Below are 13,086 nucleotides of genomic sequence, written 5' to 3'. Positions count from 1 at the left end.
TGCAATAGTATCAACCATTTTCTGATTAAATTTCAATATCCCCAGTGATTATAAGCCAAGGGCATCTTATTCAACTTAGCTCTGTGTTCGCGCCAGTTCGGGAGGTACATGTTCATCAGGCCGATAAAACGCTCATTGTGCTTGCGTTCGTGTAGATGAACTAGCTCGTGAACCACAATGAATTCAAGGCATTCAGGAGGTTTTTTCACCAGTTCGAGATTGATCCAGATACGTGCGGTTTGGGGGTTACAGCTACCCCATTTAGTCTTCATTCGCTTGATGCCAACATAACTGGCTTCAACTTTAATTTCCTGCTGCCATTTTGGCATTAACTTAGGCAGTCTTTGTTTTAAAATACCGCGATACCACTGGTTGAGAACAGCTTCCCGCTGGGCCGTATCATAATGTGGAGGTACTTTCATGCGTATCCAACGACCCTGAAGTTTCACTTCAGCGGGCTTATCTACTAAAACTACATCCAGCCGATATCCTCTTCCCCAAAGGTAGTGTGTTTCGCCACTACACATTTCTCGTTCACTCTGGCGCGGCTGAGCCTGAAATTGTGCTTGCTGCTGTCGGATCCATACCAGCCTTCTGACAACAGCCATCCTGATAGCTGTGTCTGACAGTGAGACGGGGGCCGATACTCTCACTCGGCCATCCGGAGGCAGTACGCTGATATGCAGGTTTTTGATTGGCTTACGCTGCAAATCGAGAGTGAGCTCACCAAAGGTAACCAATGGCATCAGCGATACTCCTTCTGTGCCTTCACCAGGGCCATTACATCTGCGACCGTCACTGAATAACCTTTAATCTCTTCCGCGATAGCGAAACTAATCTCGCGTTCTTTAAAACGATCCCCGTACCAGTCGGCCTTTTTGGTGTGACGGACTGCAGCATCTATCTTTGTCACCAAGACTTCATCCTGCCCGAGGTTGTCAAACAACGCTTTCTTGGCGAGGGTATCAATACTTGCTGGATAAGTACTTTTACTACCTGACTGCGGATGTTTAACCTGCTTCGCCAGTTCACGTACGTGCTCCAGATACTCCTGATAGGAAATCGCCTGTTGACGACGAAGTGCGATCAGTTCATCAAGCAACACCGACATTTTTTCGTAGTATTTCGGGTTGACGGGGTTTTCATCAACAATAGTTCTGCGAACGTTATTTTCAATCGCTTCAGCCATGGCCTCCTGGTTGCCACGCATGTCGGCTGGAAGTCCATCCAGTGCTTCTTCTCCGCGTTCAATAATCAACTCAAGCAGCCCTAGTTCCTCAAAGTCCATAAGGGTTTCACTAGGATCGGCATCCACCCAAAGATCCAGCATCTGCCGCATCCCTGGCTCGAATTGCTTCATGTCCACGAAATCGCCACTGGCTATTTTGATTTCATCGCGGACTTTTGTATAAAACTCAACATCAATGCGGATTTGATTTGCCTGCTGCTCGCTATAACCAGCATCTGTTAGCTCACCTGCCAGATTGGTAAAAGCACGGATAAGCTTCGCCACGGATTGATACAATGTTAGACGTAAAGCTTCTTTCTCAGATAACTGCTCTATCGACGCCCCTGATTCCCCACAGAAATAATGCTGATAATCAAGTTGATTGCGTGGCATTTTTACTGGTTCGCAAAGGGTGCGAACGGCATCCAGAGCACCATCAAGATCGATTTTGGCTTGTTGCAAACGATCTTTCAGTAACCCGGCTACATCTTCTTTGTCGTAGCCGTCAAAGGCTTCTGCGGTGTAGTCCTGAACTGTTTTTTCCAATGAGCGGAAAAGGTCTTTATAGTCGACAATATAGCCGTATTCTTTATCTTCACCATCCAACCGGTTAACGCGACATATCGCCTGGAAAAGGTTGTGATCGGCCATTTTCTTGTCGATATAGAGGTAAGTGGCTGATGGGGCATCAAAGCCAGTCAATAACTTATCAACGACTATTAGAAGGCACATCTGGCCTGGTTCTTTGATGAAGCGTTGTTTGACCTCTTTTTCGAAATCACTCACACGTTTGGCTGCTTCAGCCTCAGGTTGTTCAAAATATTCCGCAAGCATTTTGCGGTAGATGTTGTACTTGGCTAGTTTCTCAGTCAGTCCTTCACCGCTCTCTTCGCCTTTAATCTCACTGGCATTTGGCTGGTAGCTCGTCACAATCGCACATTTACCGGCAAAACCTGCGTCACTAAACATCTCATAGCATTTGCAGGCCTGATAGACGCTGGAACAGACCAGCATGGCGTTACCTCGGCCGTCGGCGAGCCGTGGTTTTTGTTCAAAATCGAGAAGGATGTCAGCCACAATCTGTTCCAGCCGCGAGCGGCTCGACAACAGCTTCTGCATCGAAGCCCATTTCTGCTTGAGTTGCTGTTGGCCAAGGCGAGAAAGTTTAGATGTCTTAGCATCAAACCACTGGTCGACTTTTTTCTGAGATTTGACCCGCTGATCAATGTCACGAGCTTCGTAGCGCAGGTCCAGTACAACCCCATCATTGACTGCTTCATCAAATTTATAAGTGTGGATATAAGGCCCGAAGACCTCCACTGACTTCTTCTTATCTTTCTTCATCAGCGGGGTACCGGTGAAACCGATAAATTGTGCATCTGGCAAAATGCTTGTCATTGCCGCATGCAATTTGCCGGATTGGGTTCGGTGGCACTCATCCACAAACACGAATAATTTTCCCTTCGGGCTAAAATCGGCAGGGATATTTCGTTTCATTTGTTCGATAAAATCGTCCGTGTCAGCATCTCTGTCTTCCTCCTCCTTACGACCAAACTTATGCACTAACGAGCATATAAGCCAGGGCTTGGTTTGATTCAGGCGAGTCACCAGATCTGCGCCGCTTCTGGTGCGAAGGATCTCTTCTTCCACACCGTTAAACACTTTCTCGATCTGTTCATCAAGTTCTGTACGGTCGGTAATGATCAAAACTCGGCTGTCGGTAATATTTTCTCTGATCCATTTTGCTAGCCAAACCATAGTCAGACTTTTACCACTGCCCTGGGTATGCCAGATAATCCCGCCTTCATTGCGTTGAATAAACGGTTTCGTTGCAGTGACACCAAAATATTGGTTATGACGGCAGGTTTTTTTCACTCCAGCATCGAAAACGATAAAGTCGTGGATCAATTCCAGCAGGCGCTGTTTATTACATATCTGAGCCAGGTGACGATCAAGCATGTTGGCGTGGGGGGATTCAGCGGCTTCTTTCCATTGAAGGTAATATTTCTCCGGCGTTTCAATTACACCATAGCGAAGCCCTTCTAAATCATTACCGGCCATCACCAGTTGGATGGTAGTGAAGAAGTTGCGGATGAAGGCTTTTTGCTGATTATCAAGGTTTTGGCGGATGCCCTCTGAGACTGACACTGTAGAACGTTTTAGTTCAATGACACCAAGCGCAATACCGTTAACATACAGCACCAAATCCGGGCGCTTTTTATTTTCACCGTTGTAGGTCACTTCTTCAGCTATAGCAAAATCATTGGCTTCTGGATTTTTCCAATCTACCAACCACACGGTTTGATTCTGCTCACCAGCACCTTCTTTATCCTTTACGCCGTAGCGTAGCAGACGATACACCTCTTTGTTTGCATCATAGAGGATACGACCTTCACCGAGGCTTGCGGCTCGATCCAGCTGCCGTAATGCTCGGGCGATTAGGATTTCTGAAACACCGCGTTTTGATAGCCAGGCTGAAACTAAGCTAGGCTCGATGTTGCGGTTGTCTTCTCTTTTGTGCCAGTTACCAAGATAGTGATAACCGAGATGATCGGTGAATAACTGGATAACACGTTTTTGTGTTATGCGTTCACGTTGACCAACACTGTTCATAACACCTCCCTAAATACGCTATCACTACCACCTGCACCGGTTAACACTGCCAGCATTTCCGCTTCGTGAGTGGCGATTTCTTCTTCCCCCCACTGATTGTTCTTCTTCATCAGCTCGATCATGGCGAGCAGTTTCAGGCTATCTATTTCATTCCGTTCAAGACTCGCTTCGAAGTGCTCTTGCTTTTGTTTTGGCTGGAAATTACTCAGTCGCGAATTCTTGCTGTGGCTAATCAGACAGAGGTTGCCGAAGGAGTGCAGCGATGTATCTGGTAATATCCTGTAGCTATCCATGGGATGTTGAGGGTAGAAATGCTCTACCGAACTTCGGAAGGTGAATTCAAAACGTTTGACTGCCTCTGATTTTTTTCTGTCACGACACCAGAGTAAGTAGTCCAGGTAATTAAATACCAGGTTGTTCGCTATCATACCAAAGCGCATCTTCTTCTGAATCTTGTCGGAAAGTATCGCTGGTTGGATATGTACCTCTTTGCCGTAGATAATTTCAAAATATGATTTTGGTTCTTGTTCTGCCAGGAAGTTTTGAAAGACAAACGTGGAGGCGAGATGCTCCAGATACCCAAGGTACTTCCTTGCATCTATCTGTTTTTTAGCTGAATGGGCATTAAATAGATAGTACAAAGCTCCATTCAACCAGTGTTTATAAACCAGAGTAGGGGTTGAAACGTGGAAAGCGGATAGCAGCATCAAAATCTGCCGGTTGGCTCCAGCATAATCTCCATTTTCTTTCTGAAATGTGTTTGTATAGCTGGTACTTGTGCTTGAATTCCAACGCAGACGTTTGAGGCTCCACCCATCACTACCCTTGGCGAACTCTCGTTTTATCAAGTATTGATCAAAAAGGTATTTGCATTTGAGAAGTGCAAATACGAAATCTTGTACTGCTTTAACTGGGTCATTCTGCTTTAACAGCCGAAGTTCGAACTGTTCAATTAATTGTTTGTCGTCAAGAGGAACATCTACTCTGTTCTTACCTGTGTTGCTACAGACACGTAGCACATGAAGCAGGAAGTTGGAGAAGTTGATAATACTATTAAAACGCTCTGAGCTACCTTCATCTTCTTCACCTATATCACCACTTATGGTTGAAGATGACTTGATAATGTCAGCCAGTGTGCGGCTTGTTTGGTTCTTTCTTGTACCATGCTCCGAAGCCGATGAGATAAGCATGCCAGCCAGCGAATTAAAATCAGCAGGCACAAATTTCCCCCAATTTTCCTGCCCAAATAACTGATGACGTTCGGTAGGTGTAAAACCGTACTGGACATAACGTTCCATGTTGGAGCAGGCATCCCAAACTCGTGAGAGGGTGCTCAAGCTGCTCTGTCGATCTTGCTTGTCCGTTATCTTGTTGAGCGCAGCCATGAGTCGCGCTTTCACCACTTCATGCTTTTCAAGTTGCTCGCCACGGTTATTCATCACCTCAAAAAAATGGTTGAGGTCGGTATCGGCAGGCACTTCTATTCGGGCAATTTGTACATAGTCGAATAGATAGGTACAAAAATGGTTTAATGGCTCTCCAACTAGCTTCAAGTCGCGCAGCACTTTGCCAATCAGCTCATAGCCATTAATCAACCCTTCGTTAAATTCCTTGCTTCGAAGTTTATGTGGTTCGACGCCTTGCCAGAGGCGTGCAAAGGTCTCACTGGATTTTGGTCTACTCTCGAACCCCAGATTAATGCCCTGGTACCAGCTCATATCCAGCGAGGATCCCGCATGTTTTTTTAACCAGTTAGCAAGAAGGGATAGGGTAGTGAAACGCTGTTGTCCGTCGATGATCTCTAACTGCCCATCAGGGCGAGTGAACACGACCAACGTACCGATGTAGTAAGTTTGAGGGAGTGGGCTATGAAGGCTTTTTTGCTGGTAGTCGAGTATGTCCTGCACAAGTTGAGTGATCTCACCCTCTCCCCAGGCATAGTTACGCTGGTACATGGGGATAAGATAACGAGATGCATCACCCAGCAATGATCTGACCGTAAAGGAAGTTACCTGTGCATCACTCATAGTAGTTCATCTCCTTGAACAGCCTCACCAGTTCATCTTGTTCATAGTTACCTTTACGGCGGTTATTGTAATTTTCTGAAGCCCGAACTGTGAGTAGCTGCATAGATAGTACATCACCAGGTACTCTCGCTTCTTTGATCACCCGGAACAGATTATTTTCCAGCACGTACTTATCCATAGTCGCTAGCTGTACCACCTGCTGCCGAATTCGGCATCTGTAGGCCCAGATAAAGCTTTTTTCAACCGCTGCAGATAACGACTGCCCACCAAATTTGTCGATATAAAAGATCAGAGCACAATCAAACATTGTGCGTATATATTGATCCCCTGTTCGATAGCGATTTCTATAGCTATTTAACGTTCTTAGTATCTGGGTTGCCATTTCACCAAGGACTACGCCCTGAATCATTAACGGCTTTTGAGTGCGAGTGCTGGCGTGCTCACTGGCGATAATTGCCGATACCTGTTGCTGGTAGTGTTCCGCCATTTCGAAAAAGCGTCTTCCATTGATAATCATTTGATCGAGATGGAAAGGGAAACGCATTTTCTGGCCATCAATCTTGCGCTGATACTGATTGTTATAGTCATCTACAAAATGGTGAGCTATGCGCATAGATTCCACATAAGGGAACTGACCAATCTGATCAAGGTTGATCCCTTTGAATAGGCCGACTTCATCCTTACCAAAGAAACGAGCTGAATTTCCCTGCGACCATTGACGTACCCTGTAGAGATAGGATGCGAAAAGATTAGCCAGGTCATCGCTGGGTAATCCTTCCCAATGGGCAACGGAAGCAGCTTTCAGTTCTACCTCATGGCTGGCGAATTCACGTAGATGGAAGGCCTTAAGCAGATCGTGTGGATCCAGATCCCGCCCTCGGGCATTTTGTGAGTCGAAGAACTGAAAGGCTTCAGACAAGTCAGCCAGCACAAAGACCACCACCTGGCAGCGGTTGAGGAGAAAATCAATATGGTGCTCGCTGAATTGTCGATGGCTAACCCGACGTTTTAGCTCCTGATAATTCTGGTACAGATTGTTTTCAGACACCTGACTGGCAAAGTGCTGCCTGCCCATAAAACCTTCAACGATGGGTCTTAGCTGGGCAAGCGTTTCCCGCAAATCCTGGCGTTCCAATCCAGCAAGTCGGGTTTCGATAATGGCCCATACGGCCAGCATTAATGTCAAAGTACGTTGCTGGCCATCGACGATATCCAGTCGGTTTTCTTCATTGTTCTCAGTCTGATGAAACACCACTGAGCCCAACCGGTAAGCCGATTTATCAAGATGGCTATCAATATCCGCAAACAGTTCGCTTATATTTTTTGCCGTCCATTTATAAGGACGCTGATAGGCCGGAATGGTTACGTCAGTCAGGCTCAAAAGACCCTTGATGGACAGAACTGTCTTATCAAGGGTATGTTTCATGACTGCTGTTCCAACGGTAAACGGATACGGCCGGTCAGCAGTTGCTGCATCATTCCTTGTTTTAAATCTCGGGTCTTAGCGAGTTTTTGTTCCAATGCTTTGAGTTCATCGTCCATGTCTGAGAGGATACTTGCAATAGCGGTTTGTTCCTCTAAATTGGGTAATGTGACCAACACATTTTCAATGGTGTGAGCATTTAAACTAGGAACACCGGATGCTTCGTTATACTGCATCCAGTCAATCATACAGAACTTGTAATAAATAAATTTTACACAAAAATCCTTTTTTATTTCAGAGTAAAATAGTGTGTCCACTGTCCAGAAAGGCGTCTCAGCATATCTGGGTTTGTCTATTGTACCTTTCCGCCCAATTAATACTGATGGTTTATCAAATAAAAAAGATGTTGCATTTCCAATCTGCCCACCAGTCGCGTAAATAGGATATTGTCCACTTGGTGATTCGACTTCTTTTTGATTTTTACCATGCTTTATCGTGAGCACATTTTTAAAAGGAACTACTTGCCAGTCCTCAGGAATAGCTCCCAATTCGCTGGATCTATGGCCTTTGAGTGTCCCATCTGAATGCTTGGAAAATTGTGGCAGGCGAGTGCGGCCAGTCAACAGTTGTTGCATAGTTGCGGTTTTGATGGCCTGTTTTTTGGCGATCAGCTCTCCAAACTCAGTAATTAGCGCATTTGTATCGGATAGTACTTTAGCGATGATTATTTGTTCTTTTTTAGGAGGGATAAGAACCTCTAAACGTTTTATAATTCCGCTGCTTAGATTTTCTTGTCCCCCAGAGTTGCTTAACTCTCTGATTTGTTCATATTTTGAGATCAACAAATGTAAAACGTATTCTTTTGAGCACAATTCGCTTAATTCGATAGCGGCACAGGCTTGGTTTATCGTTGCATCAATCCCTAGAAGTGCAACCTTACCGCGAGTTTTTCCTTGACCATACATAGCCATTAAAATGGTGCCAGCTTTACACCACTTAGCAGACGATCCTTTTAATCCATTTTGTGTGATGAATTCATTAGCTTCAAATATCTCACTACCATCAATTAGAGTTGTAGTAATCCATGGAATATCGCCATCCCAGTATTCTGGGTTTTTTCGGTTAGGAGTTCCCCCAGAAAAGATAGTGGCAAGTTCTCCAAGTAACCTTAACTCCCAACCCTCCGGAAATGACACTTGCGGCATAGATTTTCCATTCACTTCCATTTTTTCACACAGTTCTAGAATCATGCCCATTCTAGCCCCATTGCCTTAAGGTGAGCTGCAACTTTGGTTTCTAGCTTATCCACATTTTTTATAAGATCGGGCAGCGTCGCACTATAACGTCCTTCCAGTTCTTTCACTCGATTTGCCAATCGCTGCGTGACAAGCTCAATCTCCCTTTCTAGGGCACCAGCCAAACTGGCCTTCCATTTATCATGTACCAGCAAAATTTTAATGTCATTATCATCGAGCTTTGGATAATGAGCAAATACCGCAAGATCCAGTCGTTCCTGTGCTTCTTTATGCGCTTTTTTGGCTTTGGTTTCTGCATCGAACAATACCTGAGCAATCCTCAGTCCAGCCTTTTCTTCTTTATCTGTTGTGACTTTAAGTCGAGCTTTAACACTGGTAGCTGTCACTTTCTCTTTGTCGTTCATCGCATCGGCAAGTAGTCCATCTTCACCGCTGTTTTCTTCAAGGAAACTTTCAAGTGCTTGCGCAGCTTCATCATAAGCGACCTGAAGTTGATCCAGTTCCAGCTTCTCTGTAGCAAAATAGCGAGTTACTAACAGTGCAGGCGGCAAAAGTTCAGCCTTATACTTTTTCTTGCCTATTACCAAATCCGGTGTTTCTTTGAGTTTTTCCCCTTTTTCTACAATAAGTTCACGAAGCACTTTGCCCGCCTGCCAGCCATCCTGACTCAGGACATAAACATCGTCTTGCATCACATCCATCCAGTAGTCCATCAGTAACTGATAGATGGCGTAGTTCTCAAGTAGCGGGATGTCAGCTTTAGTTTCAGAAGCATAGGCAGCGAGGAGCCGCTCGCCAATTTCTTCAATCAGCTGTTTGGGTGAGTCCCCACGAGCAATTTCTTCAAGCTGACAGTCTGCAAACCACTTTTCAAAGGGGATCAATGCTCCAGCTCTGAAAGCGGCAAATTCCGGGTGCGCAAGGATAGTGGTCTTTACTTCATTTGCTTCGACTCGTGCATTGCTGTAACCAGGTCGGGCAGGTTCGAACAGTTCCTGACGTAAAGTCGGGAAAATTTTCCAGTAAGCGCTAAGGGCATCAATATCGCGATTAGGAATGCCACCAGCCAAATGGCCAGAAAGGTCGTGTAGATCTTCCGGATCGCTGCTGTCGATATAGCGAGGGATATTGAGGTTGAAGTCGTTGGCCGCAATTTCTGACAGCGGGACCATGCGACTGAAGCGGGGGATTTCCTGCTCGCGATTAAACGCATCGACAATTTTATGAATGTCCTGGGCGCGCAGGCGATTTTTATTGCCGTCTTTAATAAAGCCCTTACTGGCATCGATCATAAAGATGCCTTGCTGACTCTCGCCATTAGCGTTGAACGCTCGGAGCTGGGCATCTTCTTTATCGATGACAATAATGCATGCCGGGATACCCGTGCCGTAGAACAAGTTAGCGGGCAGGCCAATGATGCCTTTGATATAACCCTGTTTGAGCAGATTTTCACGAATACGCGCTTCGGCATTGCCACGGAACAGAACGCCGTGAGGTAAGATCACAGCACCTTTGCCGGTACTTTTCAGGCTCTTGATTATGTGCAACAGGAAAGCATAATCACCATTCTTTTCTGGTGGTGTACCCCAGACAAAACGGTCAAAAGTATCGTTCGCAGCATCCAGCCCGCTGGTCCAGTTTTTGTTGGAGAAAGGGGGGTTAGCTACAGCAAAGTCGAAGGTTTTCAGATTATCGTTGCCATCTTTCCAGTGTGGATCGGCCAGGGTGTTACCTTTCCAGATTTTAGCGGTAGCGTTGTCATGCAGGATCATGTTCATGCGTGCAAGTGCGCTGGTCGCATAATCCATCTCTTGACCATAAATGGTCAGTCCTTTCGGACCGGCTTCGTCACTGGCTTTCAACAACAGTGAGCCTGAACCACAGGTAGGGTCATAAACGGTAGCATCCTGTGGTGTCTGTTTACTGATGCCAATTACTTTCGCCAGAATGCGTGACACCTCTGCCGGGGTATAAAACTGCCCCTTGGATTTACCTGACTCTGTAGCAAAGTGACGCATTAAATATTCGTAGGCATCACCCAGCAGATCGTCTCCATCAACGCGGTTGGCTGAGAGATCCAACCCTTCGAAGATTGCCACCAGCTTGGAAAGGCGGTCGATCATCTCCTTGCCTTTACCCAGCTTGTCCTCATCATTGAAGTCGGCGATGTCAATAACACCTTTCAGGTCATTAGCTTCAGCCAGTAATCTGATGGTTTTGTTAATTTTTTCGCCAATTTCTTTGTTGCCCTTGAGAGCAACCATATCGTCGAAACTTGCACCTTCCGGCACTTCAATCATCGCGTAAGGGTTGCCCTTAGCTTTGTCAGAGACGTACTTCATAAACAGTAGGGTCAACACATAGTCTTTGTACTGTGAAGCGTCCATTCCGCCACGCAACTCGTCGCAGCTCGCCCAAAGGGAGGAGTAAAGTTCGTTCTTCTTGATAGCCATATGGTGTCCGGTGAAAACAATACTGAGAACGCGCCAGGGGGTAACAAGCACCAGTGCTGAAACGCTGCCTATGGCGTGAGAAATTAGGCGAGAGTTTACCAAGTTGAAAGCGTTGAGACTATGCCGATGAGGGTAAAGTACGATGTAACCAGTGCATTATAACTTGGTCAAAACCAATGTTTATAATGTTGTAATATCGAGCCTATTAGCTTTGACTGCATCCAAAAGATCGTTCCTCCCTGCTGTAATCTTTAGTGCGCTCTTTCGCAAAATAACTTAACCGAAACGTCAGTTGATCATAAACCTCACTGTAACCAGGTGAGTTAATATCCAAGTAATAAAGTGGATTATCGGGAAAGCGGGCTAGTGTCCAGTGCTCTAGGCGGTGACTAAGCTGTAAAGCACTTAGCCAGGCTTCCCGTATCAGAGACGCCAGGCCCGTCCCGTCTTCTTTGTAACTCCCTAGTCCATTGAACGTATCGTTATTCACGAACAACACCATGTGGTAATGCGATTTCTGATTAATCTCACCCACCTCCCGAACCCAGGCATAGCGAAGGTGGCATGGATACGTTCGTGTACCCTGCTTCAACTTACTTCTGTAGCGTGCTGCAATCTTCGCATCGAGGGATTCAATGAAGCGAGATATCAGGCCCTGTCGGTTAATGAGCATATTGTCAGGAAGACGCAGGTCTACCCGTACCGCCATTGTACGTGCGTGCTCTACAGTCGCGTTATTTATAACGCGTAGAATACGCTGTAGGTAAGTGGTGTTGAATGGTGCGTGCCGCCTATCGAGACGGATATCATCAATCATATAATTTTCCTTGGGTAATGAATTACGGGCAGGGCAAAGCCTTACCCGTAATAGGCAGTTAAAGGGATTAAGGATTTAAAGGGTGGTAATACCAGCCATTAAGGCTGTCGTGTATGAGTGACCGTATATAGGTATGATGTTGAGATGATATTGTTTATATATAAGTCCTTTAATTAATATTACCAACCCGTCATGGGTTACTAATGACCAATCCACCAGCACCAGAGGCCGGATGATGGAAAGTGATTGATTTTTACTCCGAAGTTATATGCCCCCATATAATAATTTTCTGGTGTACTAATCAATCCTATGATTGCCTGGTACGTATCGCTAAATTCGTATCTCCCGACTGTATATCCCTTTTCTGCATTGAGGGCAGCGTTTCTCGCCGCCATATGACAGACCGCACATAGTGCATTGCCATTGGGTTGCTGTAATGACTGGAGGCAGTTGTGCCAGAAGACGCTGTAGCTTCGCCACTGCTGAAGGCCTTCCATTGACGGGAGCGAGATAGTGGCATTGCAGCATTGCTTCCGGTTGTCTGTGAAGGATGTCGTGTTCGAACCAAGGCGATGACGTTCTTGTGGGGGGGTGGAAAATCAACGGGCATCGGCAATGGTGGCAGAACCATTCATCATCAACTGAATTAAGCTGGCTGATTGCGACGATCTCACCCGTTTTACGCTGTGCGATATAGCATTTGGGTATTTGCATGATCCGGTCCTCACACTGGTCGGGTGGCTAGGATGTAATCATCAGCGAGAGCCTTGAGGCCCCGGTACGTACGCTGTTTTATTGCCAGCCATTGCTTCAGGGGGTCAGGAAGCGACAGGTGCAGTTCATACCATTCCTTCATATCCTTGCCCGTTACCAGTTCACACCAGCACAGCAATGTCAGCGTCTGGCGTAAGCCTGGCTGTACATGCAAACGGAACAACATCTGCAACTGGTCCGCCAGTCGACTTTTTCCCAGTCGGTAACATTCGCTGAGCAGTACTCCGGGCAGAAGGGAATAATCGATGTTCTTGGTCAGACGGGGAATGGTAGTACACGACTCAACAAGCCCGGTGCGGGTTAACGGCAACAGGCGCTGGGGGAGCACTACTTCAACTGAATGACCTTCCGGTATCAGGCAGGACGTTATAGTCAGTCGGTGCCACTGCGTTATTTGCTGATGGTATAAGCCGTGGAACACATTAATACGAGTAAAATCATCAAGCCAGGTCTGATAATGGTTGAGCAAAGGTGAATTGTTCATTTTGATATTCC

The 13,086-nt window shown here is 46.1% G+C and carries 9 protein-coding genes; all 9 read right to left on the bottom strand.

Going from position 1 to position 13,086, the window contains the following annotated elements:
- Window positions 1–32 precede the first annotated feature (32 nt).
- Window positions 33–746 (bottom strand): M48 family metallopeptidase, encoded by a 714-nt coding sequence (locus AM329_RS14600; protein WP_032608400.1) that lies wholly within the window; start codon window positions 744–746, stop codon window positions 33–35.
- On the bottom strand, window positions 746–3,841 hold the full coding sequence (locus AM329_RS14595) for a type I restriction endonuclease subunit R (protein WP_032608401.1): 3,096 nt from the start codon (window positions 3,839–3,841) through the stop codon (window positions 746–748). The genes AM329_RS14600 and AM329_RS14595 overlap by 1 nt, the downstream gene beginning before the upstream one ends.
- The gene (locus AM329_RS14590) at window positions 3,838–5,868 is read right to left on the bottom strand and encodes a DUF262 domain-containing protein (protein WP_032608403.1); all 2,031 of its coding nucleotides are present in this window, start codon (window positions 5,866–5,868) and stop codon (window positions 3,838–3,840) included. Before AM329_RS14590 ends, AM329_RS14595 begins: the two co-directional genes overlap by 4 nt.
- Window positions 5,861–7,294 carry a DUF262 domain-containing protein gene (locus AM329_RS14585; protein WP_032608404.1) on the bottom strand — a complete coding sequence of 478 codons (1,434 nt, stop codon included), beginning with the start codon at window positions 7,292–7,294 and terminating at the stop codon, window positions 5,861–5,863. Before AM329_RS14585 ends, AM329_RS14590 begins: the two co-directional genes overlap by 8 nt.
- Window positions 7,291–8,547 carry a restriction endonuclease subunit S gene (locus AM329_RS14580; protein ID WP_223831779.1) on the bottom strand — a complete coding sequence of 419 codons (1,257 nt, stop codon included), beginning with the start codon at window positions 8,545–8,547 and terminating at the stop codon, window positions 7,291–7,293. The genes AM329_RS14585 and AM329_RS14580 overlap by 4 nt, the downstream gene beginning before the upstream one ends.
- Window positions 8,538–11,000: a type I restriction-modification system subunit M gene (locus AM329_RS14575; RefSeq protein ID WP_032608405.1), complete on the bottom strand. Its 2,463-nt coding sequence runs from the start codon at window positions 10,998–11,000 to the stop codon at window positions 8,538–8,540. Before AM329_RS14575 ends, AM329_RS14580 begins: the two co-directional genes overlap by 10 nt.
- Before the next feature lie 205 nt (window positions 11,001–11,205).
- Window positions 11,206–11,817: an inovirus Gp2 family protein gene (locus AM329_RS14570; RefSeq protein ID WP_020456340.1), complete on the bottom strand. Its 612-nt coding sequence runs from the start codon at window positions 11,815–11,817 to the stop codon at window positions 11,206–11,208.
- Window positions 11,818–12,147: 330 nt separating this feature from the next.
- Window positions 12,148–12,531, bottom strand: coding sequence for a putative zinc ribbon protein (locus tag AM329_RS14565; protein WP_071886165.1), 384 nt, complete (start codon window positions 12,529–12,531; stop codon window positions 12,148–12,150).
- A 10-nt stretch (window positions 12,532–12,541) separates the two neighbouring features.
- Entirely contained in the window at window positions 12,542–13,075 is a 534-nt protein-coding gene (locus tag AM329_RS14560; protein ID WP_032608406.1) for a hypothetical protein, read from the bottom strand.
- Between the last annotated feature and the right edge of the window lie 11 nt (window positions 13,076–13,086).

It is taken from the genome of Enterobacter cloacae complex sp. AR_0002 (assembly GCF_001922365.1).
In the GTDB taxonomy this organism is placed as follows: domain Bacteria; phylum Pseudomonadota; class Gammaproteobacteria; order Enterobacterales; family Enterobacteriaceae; genus Enterobacter; species Enterobacter hormaechei_C.
Note: the sequence above shows the minus strand (reverse complement) of the source record. Positions and strands in the feature narration are given on the sequence as shown.

Bases quoted from the DNA above. Each gene is read 5' to 3' on its own strand.
- AM329_RS14600 (WP_032608400.1), bottom strand. From the start codon at position 746: ATGCCATTGGTTACCTTTGGTGAGCTCACTCTCGATTTGCAGCGTAAG.
- AM329_RS14595 (WP_032608401.1), bottom strand. From the start codon at position 3,841: ATGAACAGTGTTGGTCAACGTGAACGCATAACACAAAAACGTGTTATC.
- AM329_RS14590 (WP_032608403.1), bottom strand. From the start codon at position 5,868: ATGAGTGATGCACAGGTAACTTCCTTTACGGTCAGATCATTGCTGGGT.
- AM329_RS14585 (WP_032608404.1), bottom strand. From the start codon at position 7,294: ATGAAACATACCCTTGATAAGACAGTTCTGTCCATCAAGGGTCTTTTG.
- AM329_RS14580 (WP_223831779.1), bottom strand. From the start codon at position 8,547: ATGGGCATGATTCTAGAACTGTGTGAAAAAATGGAAGTGAATGGAAAA.
- AM329_RS14575 (WP_032608405.1), bottom strand. From the start codon at position 11,000: ATGGCTATCAAGAAGAACGAACTTTACTCCTCCCTTTGGGCGAGCTGC.
- AM329_RS14570 (WP_020456340.1), bottom strand. From the start codon at position 11,817: ATGATTGATGATATCCGTCTCGATAGGCGGCACGCACCATTCAACACC.
- AM329_RS14565 (WP_071886165.1), bottom strand. From the start codon at position 12,531: ATGCAAATACCCAAATGCTATATCGCACAGCGTAAAACGGGTGAGATC.
- AM329_RS14560 (WP_032608406.1), bottom strand. From the start codon at position 13,075: ATGAACAATTCACCTTTGCTCAACCATTATCAGACCTGGCTTGATGAT.